The sequence below is a fragment of the Sphingobacterium sp. genome (genome assembly GCF_032065005.1).
Taxonomy (GTDB): Bacteria; Bacteroidota; Bacteroidia; order Sphingobacteriales; family Sphingobacteriaceae; genus Sphingobacterium.
Map to the genome: position 1 here is coordinate 517825 of NZ_DAMBMM010000002.1, position 14633 is coordinate 532457.

The 14633-nt window shown below is 41.6% G+C and carries 16 protein-coding genes; 4 read left to right on the forward strand and 12 right to left on the reverse strand.

Features of this window, described 5'->3' with window-relative positions; all coding sequences use genetic code 11:
• Positions 1-7: 7 nt before the first annotated feature.
• From RT138_RS04975 to RT138_RS04990, 4 genes are all read right to left on the reverse strand, one after another.
• Positions 8-664 (reverse strand): ExbD/TolR family protein, encoded by a 657-nt coding sequence (locus tag RT138_RS04975; protein ID WP_093099602.1) that lies wholly within the window; start codon positions 662-664, stop codon positions 8-10.
• Positions 665-763: 99 nt separating this feature from the next.
• Entirely contained in the window at positions 764-1594 is an 831-nt protein-coding gene (locus RT138_RS04980; RefSeq protein WP_093099604.1) for a MotA/TolQ/ExbB proton channel family protein, read from the reverse strand.
• A gap of 416 nt (positions 1595-2010) precedes the next feature.
• On the reverse strand, positions 2011-2361 hold the full coding sequence (locus RT138_RS04985; protein WP_313189815.1) for a translation initiation factor: 351 nt from the start codon (positions 2359-2361) through the stop codon (positions 2011-2013).
• 2 nt (positions 2362-2363) lie between these two features.
• Entirely contained in the window at positions 2364-3239 is an 876-nt protein-coding gene (locus RT138_RS04990; RefSeq protein WP_313189816.1) for a diacylglycerol kinase family lipid kinase, read from the reverse strand.
• A 224-nt stretch (positions 3240-3463) separates the two neighbouring features.
• Between RT138_RS04990 and metK the strand changes: the two genes are divergently transcribed.
• The 3 genes from metK to RT138_RS05005 all read left to right on the forward strand — a co-directional run bounded on the left by metK (position 3464) and on the right by RT138_RS05005 (position 6142).
• Positions 3464-4717 (forward strand): methionine adenosyltransferase, encoded by a 1254-nt coding sequence (metK, locus tag RT138_RS04995; RefSeq protein ID WP_313189817.1) that lies wholly within the window; start codon positions 3464-3466, stop codon positions 4715-4717.
• 588 nt (positions 4718-5305) lie between these two features.
• Entirely contained in the window at positions 5306-5818 is a 513-nt protein-coding gene (locus RT138_RS05000) for an RNA polymerase sigma factor (protein ID WP_313189818.1), read from the forward strand.
• A 51-nt stretch (positions 5819-5869) separates the two neighbouring features.
• Positions 5870-6142, forward strand: coding sequence for a hypothetical protein (locus tag RT138_RS05005; RefSeq protein ID WP_313189819.1), 273 nt, complete (start codon positions 5870-5872; stop codon positions 6140-6142).
• A 246-nt stretch (positions 6143-6388) separates the two neighbouring features.
• Here the strand turns inward: RT138_RS05005 and RT138_RS05010 are convergent, their stop codons facing one another.
• The gene (locus tag RT138_RS05010; RefSeq protein ID WP_313189820.1) at positions 6389-6808 is read right to left on the reverse strand and encodes a hypothetical protein; all 420 of its coding nucleotides are present in this window, start codon (positions 6806-6808) and stop codon (positions 6389-6391) included.
• Positions 6795-7586 (reverse strand): exodeoxyribonuclease III, encoded by a 792-nt coding sequence (gene xth, locus RT138_RS05015; RefSeq protein WP_313189821.1) that lies wholly within the window; start codon positions 7584-7586, stop codon positions 6795-6797. The genes RT138_RS05010 and xth overlap by 14 nt, the downstream gene beginning before the upstream one ends.
• 562 nt (positions 7587-8148) lie before the next feature.
• Between xth and RT138_RS05020 the strand changes: the two genes are divergently transcribed.
• A complete protein-coding gene (locus RT138_RS05020; RefSeq protein ID WP_313189822.1) occupies positions 8149-9306 on the forward strand; it encodes a zinc-dependent alcohol dehydrogenase in 1158 nt (385 codons plus the stop codon).
• A gap of 176 nt (positions 9307-9482) precedes the next feature.
• Here RT138_RS05020 and RT138_RS05025 read toward each other — a convergent pair whose 3' ends face one another.
• The 6 genes from RT138_RS05025 to RT138_RS05050 all read right to left on the reverse strand — a co-directional run bounded on the left by RT138_RS05025 (position 9483) and on the right by RT138_RS05050 (position 14347).
• Positions 9483-9977 carry a nicotinamide-nucleotide amidohydrolase family protein gene (locus RT138_RS05025; protein WP_313189823.1) on the reverse strand — a complete coding sequence of 165 codons (495 nt, stop codon included), beginning with the start codon at positions 9975-9977 and terminating at the stop codon, positions 9483-9485.
• 820 nt (positions 9978-10797) lie between these two features.
• Entirely contained in the window at positions 10798-11478 is a 681-nt protein-coding gene (locus tag RT138_RS05030; protein ID WP_313189824.1) for a YetF domain-containing protein, read from the reverse strand.
• A gap of 60 nt (positions 11479-11538) precedes the next feature.
• The gene (locus RT138_RS05035) at positions 11539-11904 is read right to left on the reverse strand and encodes a hypothetical protein (RefSeq protein ID WP_313189825.1); all 366 of its coding nucleotides are present in this window, start codon (positions 11902-11904) and stop codon (positions 11539-11541) included.
• Between the two features lie 271 nt (positions 11905-12175).
• The gene (locus RT138_RS05040) at positions 12176-12685 is read right to left on the reverse strand and encodes a ferritin-like domain-containing protein (RefSeq protein WP_313189826.1); all 510 of its coding nucleotides are present in this window, start codon (positions 12683-12685) and stop codon (positions 12176-12178) included.
• A 236-nt stretch (positions 12686-12921) separates the two neighbouring features.
• Positions 12922-13575, reverse strand: a complete 654-nt coding sequence (locus RT138_RS05045) for a DUF6766 family protein (protein ID WP_313189827.1) — start codon at positions 13573-13575, stop codon at positions 12922-12924.
• 31 nt (positions 13576-13606) lie between these two features.
• Positions 13607-14347: an SDR family oxidoreductase gene (locus RT138_RS05050; RefSeq protein WP_313189828.1), complete on the reverse strand. Its 741-nt coding sequence runs from the start codon at positions 14345-14347 to the stop codon at positions 13607-13609.
• Positions 14348-14633 lie beyond the last annotated feature (286 nt).

Below are 14633 nucleotides of genomic sequence, written 5' to 3' on the forward strand. Positions count from 1 at the left end.
TCTCTTATTATTTTTCCTGACGTAAACCGGTAACAAAGAAGAATTTGTTTTGTTTTTGGTTTCTCAGTGTTTCAATAATCAAATTCATTACCGCGTACTTCTCTTCCGCATCTGCTTTGATCGCTACTTTCATCGCTCCTGGATCTGACCAGTTCTTCACTTTGGTCTCTTGGTCACGGTTGAATTCTACCGTTGCCAAGCGAGCCTGTTGAACCCAATGATACAACTCGTTTGAAAGTTCTTCGGTGCTATCCACGGGGATACCTGGTTGAACCTCTAAAGTACGTTTGTCATTTGGTAATGAAAGTAGGGCACGCAATTGCTTGAAAGGTACTCCAAACTCATCTAGTCCTTTAAACTTCTCATAATCTTGTTCTGAGAACGCAACACCATATTTTGCCGACATATTCTTAAGAGTTTTTACGCGAACCTCAGGGTTCTTCTCTCCAAAAAATACTTTCCCTTGGTTACCTACGGTGATAACCGCTAAGTTATCGTCCGGTAATTTATCCAACGTAGTGGATGCAGGGGTGTCTACGGGCATTACTTCTGGCTGACGTGCAGTTGCTGTCAAAACGAAGAATGTAAGAAGCAAGAAAGACACGTCACACATCGCCGTCATGTCGATCGATGTGCTGGCTCTTTTTACTTTTGCTTTTCCCATTTCTTTACTTCTTTAATGTGAACACTCTATTTCTTTTTAATAATGATGCGAAACTGTTGAACATTGCATAAAATAAATTCAACTTTTTTTCGAATCTTCTTATTTGTGGTTTGCAGCGTATGTTTGTACGATTGAGAAACCAGCCTCGTCAATAGAATATGTTAACGTATCGATCTTAGAAGTTAAGATGTTGTAGAAAATAATCGCGATTGTAGATGTACCGATACCTGTTGCCGTGTTGATCAAGGCCTCAGAAATACCGTTCGCTAGTTTTGCTGAATCTGGTGCACCACCTGTAGCTAAAGCCGAGAACGCTTTGATCATACCTGTTACTGTACCTAATAGACCTGTCAATGTACCAATAGAAACTAATGTTGCGATAACGGTCAAGTTCTTCTCTAACATTGGCATTTCTAAGGTGGTAGCCTCTTCAATTTCTTTTTGGATTGCTAATACCGATTTCTCTGTATCTAGTCCTGGATGTGCTTCAACATCTTTATATTTTAAAAGACCAGCTTTGATTACGTTCGCTACGGAACCTTTTTGCTTGTCACACTCTTGGATAGCTGAATCAATGTTACCTGATCTCAATAATCCTTGTACTTTTCTTACGAAGTTACCTACGTTTCCTGTTCCAGATGCTTTACCAATAACGATAAGACGCTCGATTGAAAACACCCATACCATTAAGAATAAACCTAGAAGAACTGGTACTACGTAACCTGCATGGTAAACCATACCGTAGTAGTTACCTGGTTTTGGTTGGTTCGCTGGATTCTCATCGATAAAGTTTGAAGGATCACCCATCACAAACTTGTAAACCAAGAAACCAATTACTAGACAAATGATAATTGCTAAACTTGCAAATAGATTACCCGCATTGCCACTCTCTTGTTTAGCTGGGGTTGTAGTTTTTGGTGCGTTTGCCATTTTTTACTAATTTTTAGATTTTTTACTGTTGTTTAATTATTAAGTTAAATTCAATTTAATGCAAGCTAAATGCCGTTATTTTACATTAATTCAAAACAAATATAGCATTTTCTGTTAAAAACAAAATTAATTTGAAGATATCTGATTATTTAACTTTTAGGCTGTGTTACCTACTCATTGACGTTCTTCAGCAGCTCTCAAATCAATGCTTCTTTTGTCGTATCACATAACGGTTGAATATTCCATATTTTTTACAATGAAAACCATTTTTTTTTTGAATTGCAAATTATCAAATCGTTAAATGTTAAAAATAAGTGAGTATTTACTTACAATACCGTGCGCCTTTGCACCCTCTATTTTTAACCAAATCCCCATTATTTCTTTGTTTTTTAAACGTTTACAGGACAATTCCATGTTTAACCACCAAAGGATTTAACTTGATACTTCTCCGAACTTAAATATTGTATAATTTTTTCTTTAAAATCACCTTGTATCAATATTTCACCATCCTTGGCACTCCCCCCTACGCCACATCGCTGCTTCAATTTACGGGCTAAATCCTCCAAATCCGAACCAGTCCCTATAAATCCCGTCACAATGGTCACAACCTTCCCCTTCCGCTGTTTCTTGTCCAAGCCGACCTTCAGTTTCTGCTTCTCATTGGGAAGCGTGTCCGCTTCCTCCATCCCATCCGAATCAGTATATTCATAATCATCTGAGGTCGAATAAACGATCCCTTCGAATCTTTGCTTCTTCTGTTTTGCCATAACTAACAAATAATCTTGAGAGCATTGCCCTGCACTTCTATATCAATCTTGTTTCCTAAATCCATCGGTTCACCATCCAAATGCAATGGCGCCTTTCCTTCCTGTTCGATACAGATCTTCTTCCCTGGTATTATTTCTACGTACTCGGACTGGTCCGCAGTCTTGTTGAAGAGATGGAAGATCATCATCGGTAATGTATATAACGGAAATTTATGCACGATACATACATCCAATACCCCATCGTTGATGGATGCATTCGGCGCAATGTAGGCGTTATTGCCATATTGTGGAGAATTTGCTACCGATATCATGAAGGCCTCCCGCTCGTAGACCTTACCATCAATGTTCAATGTGTATTTCTTAGGCTTATAATTACTAATAACGTTAATTATCGTGCGAAGGTACCCAACCGGCCCCCTAAATGTTTCGGAAGCAAAGCGATCACTCACCGAAGCATCAAAACCGATACCCGCAATATTGAAGAAACAACGATCCCCAATCTTTCCGCAATCGATGTCGACCGATTCAAACCGATTGATCCTGCGCAAAGCTGCCGACTCATTCATCGGAATGCCCAAATAAAGCGCCAATCCATTCCCAGAGCCCTCAGGTACAATCCCCAAGGGAATATCACTGCCCAACAAGGCCGTCCCTATTTCATTGATCGTGCCATCGCCACCTACGGCAATGACGGCATCGTACTGCTCATCTATCGCAGATTTAGCGAGTTCATAGGCGTGATTAGCGTGATTGGTAATCTTAAACGTCGGGTCAAATCTGTTTAAATCCAGTACTTCGAGTACCTGTTTATTAAACGTTGTCTTCTTCTTCCCACCAGATACTGGATTGATTACAAACAGTATGCGCTTCTTTCTCATTTACGTCATTTAATTCCGCTAAAGATAATAATTTGGATGAAATACTTTTTAAATATTGCAAAGTATCGTAGCTTTGTGCAACACAAAATGTGGACTGATTTGCATTTAGCATTATCATAATGTAAATGGGAGATTGCAACCACAGTAAAAAAGTGCTAAAACCATTCGGGACAAATGATTTTTCACATACTGCCTGCTATTCCCTTCAAACGTTTATTATTTTTATGGCATATTTATTTACCTCCGAATCGGTATCTGAAGGACATCCTGACAAAGTCGCAGACCAGATTTCGGACGCTTTAATCGACAACTTCCTCGCTTGGGATGAAGATGCCCGCGTAGCTATTGAAACCTTAGTTACTACTGGACAGGTGGTTTTAGCAGGTGAAGTGAAGTCCAAAATCTACTTGGACGTTCAAAAGATCACTCGCCAGGTTATAGAAAAAATCGGATATACCAAATCCGAGTATATGTTCGAAGCGAATTCCTGTGGAGTTCTTTCGGCAATCCACGAACAATCCGCCGATATCAACCAAGGCGTAGATCGTATCACAAAACAAGAACAAGGTGCTGGTGACCAAGGTATTATGTTCGGTTACGCCAATAACGAGACCGAAAACTATATGCCCCTGGCATTGGACCTTTCCCACCGTCTATTATATGAACTTGCAGCTCTAAGACGCGAAAACAACGAAATCCAATACCTTCGCCCTGATGCTAAATCACAGGTAACCTTGGAATATGATGACAACCACAAACCGGTCCGCATCGACACCATCGTGATCTCAACCCAGCATGATGACTTCGCTTCTGAAAAGGAAATGCTGGCGAAAATCCAATCCGATATTGAAAACATCCTGGTTCCTCGTGTGAAGGCTCAATTGAAACCTGAGTTACAGGCCCTGTTCACGGAAAAGATCAAATACCACATCAACCCTACAGGTAAATTCGTAATCGGTGGACCTCATGGCGATACCGGTTTGACAGGTAGAAAGATCATCGTCGATACTTACGGCGGTAAAGGTGCACACGGTGGTGGTGCTTTCTCTGGAAAAGACCCATCCAAAGTGGACCGTTCTGCAGCTTATGCCACCCGCCATATTGCAAAAAACTTGGTGGCAGCGGGTGTAGCCGATGAAATCCTGGTACAGATCTCTTACGCTATCGGTGTAAAAGACCCTATGGGAATCTATGTGAATACCTACGGAACCAGCAAGGTGAACAAAACCGATGGAGAAATCGCCCAGATCATTGCTGAGCTGTTCGACATGACTCCGTACGGAATTGAGACACGCTTAGGTCTCCGTAACCCTATCTACGCGGAAACCGCAGCATATGGCCACATGGGAAGAACACCAAAAACGGTAAGCAAAACCTTCGAAAACTCGAATGGTGAAACCAAAACTATGGAAGTCGATCTTTTCACTTGGGAAAAGCTAGATTTTGTAGAACATGTAAAAGTTGCTTTTGGTCTATAGGGCGCGGTCCTGATAGTGAGTCTTATTGGTCGAAGATCCGTTCACCGAAACGTAATTAACCTATGCGCTTGAGTATTTCAGGCGTATTTTTTTTGCCTAAACTCCCGTAATCTTCTTACAGATTTTCTTCGGGCTCCTCCACCTGGATTTCTTAGGTTGTCACTTCAATGGTTGATTTACATCAATATCCAGACTTAGCAAACAGCCCCCCTTTAGAGAGGCTCTACGCAGCATGCTAACCTGAAAGTGCGTCCTTTCTGAAACCATGGTAAGGGAACTAACCCTAATCCTAGTATTGCCGTAATTTTAATGGTTCCAACGACCGCTTGGCACTTACATTCAGCATCTTCCCGATATAATCCCAATAGACATTGCGGTTTATACCTGTTCTGCTACCTTAGGTAATCTACTTTTCTAGTAGACTATTTATAGATTATCTAGCCACACATGACCGGAAAAGGTTTTTTTTAAAGGAATACCTAGGACCAAATTAATACCTAATTCAAATTGAACTGCCCTCTGGTCACAAACATTTTACTTGGGAGCTCGTTATAATAGTATACAATCTTAAACCAAAAGTAGAAAATCATGAAAACGTCAATCAATACAGCAATTCTAGAAAGCACCCCCATTCTAAAGAGCCTAGCCTGCAAATTTACAAATGACCCGGAAGAAAGGAACGATCTAGTCCAGGAGACTTTCGCTCGTTCCCTCAAATCATTGCAAAGCCTCGTCGACACCCCAAAATTAATTTCTTGGCTATATGTCATCATGAAGAACATTTATTACAATCAATATCGAAGAAAAGGGATCCGTAGGAACGTTGAGGCAGAAATCACAAATAGTGCGGCAGATAAGGGAAGCTCCCGTAACGATGCCGAGTCAAAATTCGTCATGGACGATATCCAGCTAACCCTTAGGTCACTCTCAAGAGAAAATTACGCTCTGATCAGCATGTACCTGGAAGGTTACAAGTATCATGAGATAGCTACCTATTTTGAACTTAAGGAGGGAACCGTAAAGACCCGGATCCATACTATCCGTAAGGACCTTAGGAGGAAACTCCAGGTTTATAGGGCAAAGCCAGGAGATCACCATTGATGCTTTATGCCCTGAAAGCAGAGCCTCCCCACCATAGAAGGGACCACAGGGATGTTCGAATTAAACCATTCTCCCGATGAGGCAATTGATGCCATTTCATCTAAATTTACATCAAAAGCGTTACAAGGTCCTCTGAAAGAAAGTAAACGCAAAATCAAGGCATTTTTAATGGACCAGGCCCTATGGGTCATAAAGGCATTGCATATGCAGACGAAATTCTTTACGCTGCTGCAATATCACCTCTCTCTATCGCTAAGAATATACCCAAAAAAGCAAATTGCAGATCCTTTGAAGGCTATCAGCCAAGTGGTCCAAGAGGGCTAACAGCATATATTAAATGAATATCCAGCTATTATCAGTAGCGAAATAAGGGACTTTTTTGAAGGTTCATAACAAAAAGATGAAAGCTGACGAAAATGGAAACAAGATCCAGCACACAAGGGTTAGAGGTCGAACGACCTATTATACCGAAAGGCAAAAAGTCCTCCAGTAATGAAAGAAATTCAAAACCAGGTTTAAACAGAAAAAAGACCTCACGAAATCTTTAAAACTACTTTTTACTTTCGGCATCTACTTTTGTGGCTTTTCTGGGGTCTTAATTTTCTTCCGAACGGTGTCCAAACGTTTCCTCCATGTCAGGATATGAGGTTCTTCATAAATAGGCAGACCTTTATCGTTGAGAAGACCCATAGATTTAGCCAGACTCAAACTGAGCCGGGCAGATTCATTGTGTGCTTTCTTCCAGGTCAGCTGATCCTTCTTAATATCCTTTTCATATGCCCCAATGGCCTTTTTTATAATGGCCAATTCCTTTCTATAATCCTTCAGCTTTCGGTATAGAATCATTAACCGGTTATAAGCTACTGCATTCAATGGGTCTTTGCTTACAACCAGACCATAACCTTTTATGGCATCGTTTGTTCTGCCTTCAAGTTCCAGGGACCGGGCTTCCCTTAACAACTCATTTTTAGATTTCTTAATTGCGGCCATACTCATTTTTATCGCCCAACATTATCCAAACCGGCGCATGATCACTTGACTTCTCCCAGCCACGAACATGACGGTCGATTCCTCCTTCTAATAGCCGTGGCGCAATTTTCGGACTAAGCAATATGTGATCCAGCCTTAACCCCGCGTTTCGGCCATAGGCATTCCTAAAATAATCCCAAAAAGTATAAACCCCATCCTCTTTAAAAAGTAACCGGATCGAATCCGTCCACCCTTGACCGATAAGCTGTTTAAATGCCTTTCGGACCTCGATCCGGAAAAGGGCATTTTCTGAAAACTTTTCCGGCTTATATACGTCCCGATCCGTTGGGATAATGTTGAAATCACCGATAATCACGACCGGAACTTCCATTTTAAGTAAAATCTTTGCCCGTTTCATTAGACGTTTTATCCAAGCCATCTTATACTCAAACTTAGGCCCCGGATAGGGATTGCCGTTTGGTAGGTAAAGACAGCATATCAATACCTGATTGATAATAACCTCCAAATACCGGCTGTGGCCATCCTCTTTTTCGCCCGGCAACTCTCTTGTTACTTCGACAATCTCAAACCTGGACAAGACAGCCACGCCGTTCCAACTTTTCTCTCCATGCCAGATTGCTTGGTATCCTGCGTCCTTGACCGCTTTTAATGGAAAGCGCTCCTGCGGCGCCTTTAATTCCTGGAGGCAAACTATATCCGGAGATTCTTCTTTTAGCCATCGAAGCAAGACCGGAAGCCTCCCATTAATACTATTTATGTTGTATGTCGCAATTTTCATTTATAAATCTTTAAATTCCAATTTGTCTTTATATTATCAAATGGTCGGGCAGCTTCTACAGACTGGGATGTGTGAAGTTTTTTTCCTACCTCCGCACTATCTAATATACAAAAATATTTACGAGGGATATCCAGCTCATCCGCAGTCATGTCTTCAAAGTATTCATTCAATTCCTGGCCCTTCGACTTAAAGCCTCGCAATCCATTTTACCTCATATGAATAGTTCCATTTCATAAAATTTCCCTCGTTACCGTACGGAACATTGTCCTGATATTTTGGGCAATCCGGATTTTGGAAATGTTATAGCTTATTTTTTCTACATATAGAACAGTACCAATTACGTATCGTTTCAAAGTTGTGCCAAAGTTTTGAAATTTCAATTGTAGGATGGCTACAATGCTTCAGTTGTTATTGACTGCAAATCGACAAGCCTGTTGGATATGATGATAGTGTGCCAGCCAGTGTGCAATATTATTTTCTGAACCAAATATGTTCTGAATGTGTTCATTCAGAACATAGACTAATAATTGGTTAAATGATCACAAATTCTAAAAAATAAAATATGAAAGCAGCAGTATTCCATAAGCCCGGAGACATCAGGATCGATAACGTGCCTGATCCGGCTATTCTCGATCCAAGGGATGTAATTCTAAAAGTAACCGCGACCGCAATATGTGGCTCCGACCTGCATATCTTAAGTGGAGCAGTTCCGCAAAAGGAAAATCTCATCATGGGACACGAATTTATGGGGATCGTTGTAGAGACAGGGTCCGAAATAACAAATCTCAAAAAAGGCGATCGTGTAGTGGTTCCCTTCCCGATAGCTTGTGGAAAATGTTTTTTCTGCACACATGAAGCTTCTCCGGCCTGCGAAAATTCAAACTTTAAGCATTACGGACCAAATGGGGATATGATGGATCAAAAAGGGGGTGCACTCTTTGGTTATACGGATCTGTATGGAGGATATTCTGGCGGACAAGCTGAGTACGTAAGGGTTCCATATGCCGATATCAGCCCGCGTGTTATTCCCGATCACCTCACCGACGAACAGGCTCTGTTCCTAACCGATATTTTTCCTACAGGTTGGTCCGCAATAGATTGGGCAACCCTGAAAGGTGGCGAAACTGTTGCGATCTTTGGATCTGGTCCCGTAGGATTGATGGCTCAAAAAGCGGCATGGCTTAATGGTGCCGGTCGGGTCATAGCGATTGACCCTCTGGACTATAGGTTAGATAAAGCCAAAGTAGCCAATAATGTTGAAACCTTAAATCCTCACAAGGTAGATGTTATTCAAGCAATTCGTGAAATGACTGACGGAAGAGGCGCTGACGTTTGCGTAGATGCAGTAGGATTCGAGCCGGAACGAAATTTTATGGATAAAGTCAAGGCAACGATTAATTTTGAAAAGGGATCAATTAAAGTATTGGAGATGTGCTTTGAAGCTGTCAGAAGGATGGGCACCGTATCTATCATGGGAGTTTATGGTTCGCCATATGATAATTTTCCACTTTATAGGATTTTTGATAAAGGTATCACCATAAAGCAGGGGCAAGCACCTGTTTTAAATTACATAGATAAACTAATTAACCTAGTCAGCGAAAATAAGGTAGTTTTGGATGATATTATCACGCATACGCTGCCTCTAACTGAAGCTGAGCATGGTTATAGGATTTTTAACGAAAAGGAGGATGATTGCGTAAAGGTAGTATTGAAACCTTAGAATTCTGTTTTACGGAAAAGTCGGTCAATGAAAGACCGTATAGCCGACAATTGCTGAAGTCGGAAGAGGAATGTCTGGTTAAAGTAACCAGACTTTATGCGAATGAAGGAAATACATCGGTTCAGAATTACGATTATGACTTAAACTTCCAAATGTTCTTGTGCAAATTATATTCTTTATAAGGTATCTTTTTTATACTCAAGCATTTTCTCGAAGGTCCTGGCAATGATTTCAGTATATTCCTGCTGAGCTCTTGATCCAATGAGAGCTGGCTGCAGCTCTGCTTTTTCAGATACTATTATCTGCATCTTATATGATATTGCAAAGTGTGCATATAGCTGAAAATCGGATTCTTTAACTGGAGTTGCGTAACCGGTAACGCCAATGCCAAAATCAGTATTGAAAAAATGTGATGCCTGCAATGCCATGTCTTCTGCGATCTGTGAAGAGACACAATCGCACTTTCTGGCTTCCCCCTCATCAATTCCTAGCAGATTTACCTTTTCATCAAGGGTATATGCCGTAATCCCTCCTCTAAAATTATCTGAAGCATTTAGGATCTGGGAAAGCATAAACTGAAGCAGCCCCGCAGTTACGCTTTCGGCAGTTGCAACAGTTTTCTTATCGAGGAGCTTGCCGATACTTTGAATTATTTCTTTATTTAGTTCCATGATCCGAGTTTTTAAATAGAATATAGAATATCACTTATCACCTGAAATTATTATTTCGAAGCTGGAATAAATAATTGCAAGCCTTAAGATTTGGTAATCATTGAAGACGCCTATTTCGGAAGGAGAACCGCACGGGGTACAACCAGCCCAAAAAAATCTTGATGAATAGTTTGAATCTAAAATATAATCGGGTTAAAATTTTTCCATAACATTTAGACCTTATTCCTGAAACTTATTATCAGAAGGAAATGTTCTTGATCAACTATAATTTTATGATATGAAAAATATTTCATTTCCAAAATAACAGCGATAAATAAACTAGGATATTAGACCTAAAACTAACTATAGCTAATCTAAGCAAGAAATTTAGTTAACTTTGTTTTCCACCTGAATATTTCAATTACCATTTAAATTTTAACCGGTATTCAAGTTATGCCCCTTCTTCATATATCATATGTTTATCTTGTGATAGTTTTAAATCATACATTAGTTATTCTTTATAAACCGTTCCATCGCTTTATTCAGATTAATAGCTCGCCACCCTCCCATACCAAGTTTAATTTCTGTAACTGGCCAGCTTAGGTTATCCAATCCCGACGATCCCTGACCCGCCACCATAACTTCTTTAAGGTATAATGTCCTCAAAATTGCGGTAATCAAAAGAGTGGTCCTCGAACATCATTGCCAGTCCTTTACTTCGGGATCTGTAGAGGGACTTTGGGGTACAGCCCGGCTATTGTGAATGCAGTCCATATCCATATAAAAATCGTAATTAAGATGTGATGAATGAATATTCCGAATAAGCAATGTTGTTCCGAAGTCAGACTCGCTTGGTGTTTATGGCTTTACTCCACTGTTTTTTTTTGCATCTTTGGCATGACTTTGAATCATTTGCAAAATCAGATACGACATGGCCACAATACATACATGCAAAAGGTCCTTGTTCTCTAGACACATCCACTGATATAAATAATGAAGGGAATAACGGAAGCCCATATCTGACCTGATCTTCGGGATAAAACAGAACGCTAAGAGTCCCGTCAATTTCCAAAACGCCTTCCTTAACCTGTCCCAAATGTTCTATATTTAAATTTCTCAATTCTGAAAAAAATTCCATTTGTGAAAAGTTGTTGTCATTTTCGTGCTTTATGTCGAATTCTCCATTTTTTACTACGGGCAGGACTTTCCCCTCCAATAGATGGGTTAATTTCTCAGATCTGTATGCAAGCCATATGATCAATTTATAAACCAATATTACACATGTAAAAACAACAATGGCATAAAATATTGGTAAGTCTTCCTGGAACATCGGGTCACCCGCGGCTGATCCAAGGCTGATAATGATGGCCATCTCAAAGAGGGTCAATTGCCTGACTCCGCGCCTGCCAGACAAACGGAGCACAATTAAGACCAACAAGAACATCACGATTGTTCTCAAGAAAATTTCAAGAAGGAAAATACCTTCCAAATCCCCTGCGAAAATATTTTCTATTAATTCCATAAAACATTGTTTTGTGCCTTTGAGCAACCTTGCCCGAAGAGGCATCTTCCCTTAGGTCCATTACTTGACTAGGTCTTTCGGTGGACTTGACCAGGTGGACACCGCTCCAGCGAAGTTCAAGGTCCCCATTGTTATGATGAAAGTCCTGCCAGGATCCGAAAAATTGAACATCATGGGAACCGCTATGAGAGACAGGCCTACCAGTGCATCTAGGGACAAATGGACCCGCATAGATAGGAACCTCACGACACCACCTTCAAAATACGTAAAGAATGAGACCATAGCTATGGCGGCCCCCGAAAGAAGGCTTATGGTTTTGGCCATAGGTTCATGCTGAAAACCAAAAATCCATGGACCTCCTAACAAGGTAACAGAAGCTAGGTAATCCAAAAAGGCATGGGTAGAAGTACTAATTGTTCTTTGCATCGCTCTTGAGATATATTTTCAGTCACCTTCCTTCAACATACCAAGGGCGTGGCAGCACGAAGGAAGGGGGTTATTACTATTTCCGGAAATCCGTAATATTGGGCCTCCATCCTAGGAGATCTCCGGTACTATACCCTGCCAAGCACAGCGGTTCTTTCCGTCCCTTTCCAAAATATTTAAATCGCTTGGGTCCTTAAATACAACATGGGCTCGGTTTTGCCGCAAAAGGTCCTAATGGGAAAACGGTCATGTTTGGTATGTTCAGAAATGATCAAGTATTAGCTTCCTTCATCGCAATATCAGTCAGCAGGGCATCTGTTTCCTTTTCTTCCGCCAGGGTCCTCCCCAATGTTTCCTTCGCCTCCTTGTGCCCCATAAGGCTTGCATAGGTGACAAGGCACCCATAACTTGCGATTTCATAATGCTCGACCTTTTGGGCGGCGGCAATCAGCGCTGCGTCCAATACTTCGGGGCTGTCCTGGAATTCCTCTATGATTTCCTCTGCCTCGGACAGCAGCCCCTCCATTGCCTTGCATTTCTTACCACGTGCAGTGAGACCAACCTGTTCGAATACTGTTTTCAACCTGTCAATGTGACCTTCTGTCTGTTCGTAATGTGCCTGAAATGCCTTGCGCAGATTTTCCCCCTTTGCAGCATCCTTCAATTTTTTGAGACCTTTTAGCAACTGGCGCTCTGCGCCAAGTATATCCCTAAGCTCGTCTACAAAAAGTTCGTGTAAATGTCCATTGGGCATCTCGCCATTTCCTTTCTCCTGTACCATGATTTTTGTTTTTAAAATTGTTATAAAATGTATCACCCATAGAACAGCTAAGTTCCAAATCAGTTCATTTTTATGTGAGAAGGATTTTCATTCCAGATTTCAGGGGGCTGGATCGGACAGTCGTCCATCTACTGTTGACCAGGAATATTGGTTCCATGCAATATGGATAGGGCCGCAAAAAAAAGCAAATGTGCGGGAAAAAAAATTTATACCTATCATAGGCCCCAGGCTGCAAATTATTTGCCCGTTTCCATGTGGGCACTGTCCACCGGTTTGGACTCTGGGGATCCCTTTTGTCTCAGGAAAATGGTCAAAATTACTATAGATGCGACGGACAGGAACTCACTTTGCCAATTCTGGAAGGTCTCAAACCAGAACGTGGGCTCACCCAAATATTCGTTCAGGTCGATAATTGGCTTTCCCTCAAGGGCATTTTCCTCCATTTTTCCCGTGTAGCTACCATACAGGTGCATCACCCAGGAAAAAAGAAAAAGTAAAATAAAGGCAATTGAGAGTGAATTTTTATAGACAACCAATCTCCAGCCACCCTTTTTGACCACGTTGGGGGCACCGGGCCGATTTTCAGGTTCCCTGTCGACCTCCTCTTTTCCCTCGATTTTCTTTGATTCGGCCGAACCGATCTGCCGCAGGAAAATGGTGAGGATTACATATAGGGCCATTTGTAGGAATTCACTCTGGAAATTTTCAAAGGTTGCCGAAATAAAGTGTCCACTTCTCAGATACTCCATAAGGGGCAGGGACTGTTCCCTGTCCTGGTATTCAGAAAGGAGTTCCCTCCAGCCGAAAAATACCTGCGCAGCGAATGAAAGAATGAACAAACCTATGAAAACGACGGACAGACTGTTTTTATACCAAAAGTTTCTTTTCATGTTGTATACTGTGTTAAATTCGGAAAGGTTCCTAGATCAGTTGCTTTAACGGTTTAATTTTCACCTCCGCAACTGAAACCCGTCGGTCCAATTGCAGGATGTAGGCAATCAGGTCTGCAATGTCTTGGGAATCCAGCATTTCGCCCTTATTTTGGAGCTCGCTTTTCTCCTGGGGGTTCTGGGGCTGCATATCGGTGCTCACTGATCCGGGCTCGATCAGGGTTACGCGGATATTGTATGGGTTCACTTCCTTTCGGAGCGCTTCAGTGAAACCCTGGATACCCGCCTTGCTGGCTACGTACCCTGAACTCCCGGCATCGCGGGTATCAGAGCTCATAGAGCCTATATTAAGGATATCACCTTCTAGCCCATTGTCCTTCATCCGTTGGGCAAAGAAACCGGATAGGTGCATATAGGCGACCAGGTTTGTTTCTATCATGTGGTTGATTTCCCGGACTTCCACCCCGACAACTCCGCCGAATCCCATACCGGCGTTGTTCACCAATATTTCAAAGGGACCGTGTTCCTGCCAAATGTCATCCAATAGTTCCTTTGTTCCCTGCATTCTGCTCAGATCGTGGATAATTGGGGTGATCAATCTTTCCAGTCCCCTCTGTTCTGCATCCCTGAGGACGTCGTGCATCTTAGCGCTATCTCTTCCTACGATAAACACCCTATATCCCATTTTGGCCAGCAAAAGGGCAGTGGCCCTGCCTATCCCGGATGTCCCACCCGTAAGAAAGACCTTTTTAGTTTGAACTTGTTCTTCCATATTTAAAATTTTCAACCTTATATAGGTTCATGTATAGGTAGTGAACAGTTTCAAGGACATTTGGTTGGGAGAGAATATTAGGACTTTTGTGCGTCCGCCAGGCTTTTTCTAATTAAAAGCCAAAAAACGGGAAAATTGATGTGGTGTGTGAAAGTTGCCTATTTGATTCCTTTTATCTAATCATCCTGAATAATAAAAATTTTTTGAGAAGTTGCGATTGTTGAGATCAGGTTTTCCGCAATGGATACTTGCCTGTTGCATGGGCGACGGCCGGAAAAACGAACCA

What these genes read in the sequence shown, in the direction of transcription:
- RT138_RS04975 (WP_093099602.1), bottom strand. Translation starts at nt 664, where the DNA reads ATGGGAAAAGCAAAAGTAAAAAGAGCCAGCACATCGATCGACATGACG.
- RT138_RS04980 (WP_093099604.1), bottom strand. Translation starts at nt 1,594, where the DNA reads ATGGCAAACGCACCAAAAACTACAACCCCAGCTAAACAAGAGAGTGGC.
- RT138_RS04985 (WP_313189815.1), bottom strand. Translation starts at nt 2,361, where the DNA reads ATGGCAAAACAGAAGAAGCAAAGATTCGAAGGGATCGTTTATTCGACC.
- RT138_RS04990 (WP_313189816.1), bottom strand. Translation starts at nt 3,239, where the DNA reads ATGAGAAAGAAGCGCATACTGTTTGTAATCAATCCAGTATCTGGTGGG.
- metK (WP_313189817.1), top strand. Translation starts at nt 3,464, where the DNA reads ATGGCATATTTATTTACCTCCGAATCGGTATCTGAAGGACATCCTGAC.
- RT138_RS05000 (WP_313189818.1), top strand. Translation starts at nt 5,306, where the DNA reads ATGAAAACGTCAATCAATACAGCAATTCTAGAAAGCACCCCCATTCTA.
- RT138_RS05005 (WP_313189819.1), top strand. Translation starts at nt 5,870, where the DNA reads ATGTTCGAATTAAACCATTCTCCCGATGAGGCAATTGATGCCATTTCA.
- RT138_RS05010 (WP_313189820.1), bottom strand. Translation starts at nt 6,808, where the DNA reads ATGGCCGCAATTAAGAAATCTAAAAATGAGTTGTTAAGGGAAGCCCGG.
- xth (WP_313189821.1), bottom strand. Translation starts at nt 7,586, where the DNA reads ATGAAAATTGCGACATACAACATAAATAGTATTAATGGGAGGCTTCCG.
- RT138_RS05020 (WP_313189822.1), top strand. Translation starts at nt 8,149, where the DNA reads ATGAAAGCAGCAGTATTCCATAAGCCCGGAGACATCAGGATCGATAAC.
- RT138_RS05025 (WP_313189823.1), bottom strand. Translation starts at nt 9,977, where the DNA reads ATGGAACTAAATAAAGAAATAATTCAAAGTATCGGCAAGCTCCTCGAT.
- RT138_RS05030 (WP_313189824.1), bottom strand. Translation starts at nt 11,478, where the DNA reads ATGGAATTAATAGAAAATATTTTCGCAGGGGATTTGGAAGGTATTTTC.
- RT138_RS05035 (WP_313189825.1), bottom strand. Translation starts at nt 11,904, where the DNA reads ATGCAAAGAACAATTAGTACTTCTACCCATGCCTTTTTGGATTACCTA.
- RT138_RS05040 (WP_313189826.1), bottom strand. Translation starts at nt 12,685, where the DNA reads ATGGTACAGGAGAAAGGAAATGGCGAGATGCCCAATGGACATTTACAC.
- RT138_RS05045 (WP_313189827.1), bottom strand. Translation starts at nt 13,575, where the DNA reads ATGAAAAGAAACTTTTGGTATAAAAACAGTCTGTCCGTCGTTTTCATA.
- RT138_RS05050 (WP_313189828.1), bottom strand. Translation starts at nt 14,347, where the DNA reads ATGGAAGAACAAGTTCAAACTAAAAAGGTCTTTCTTACGGGTGGGACA.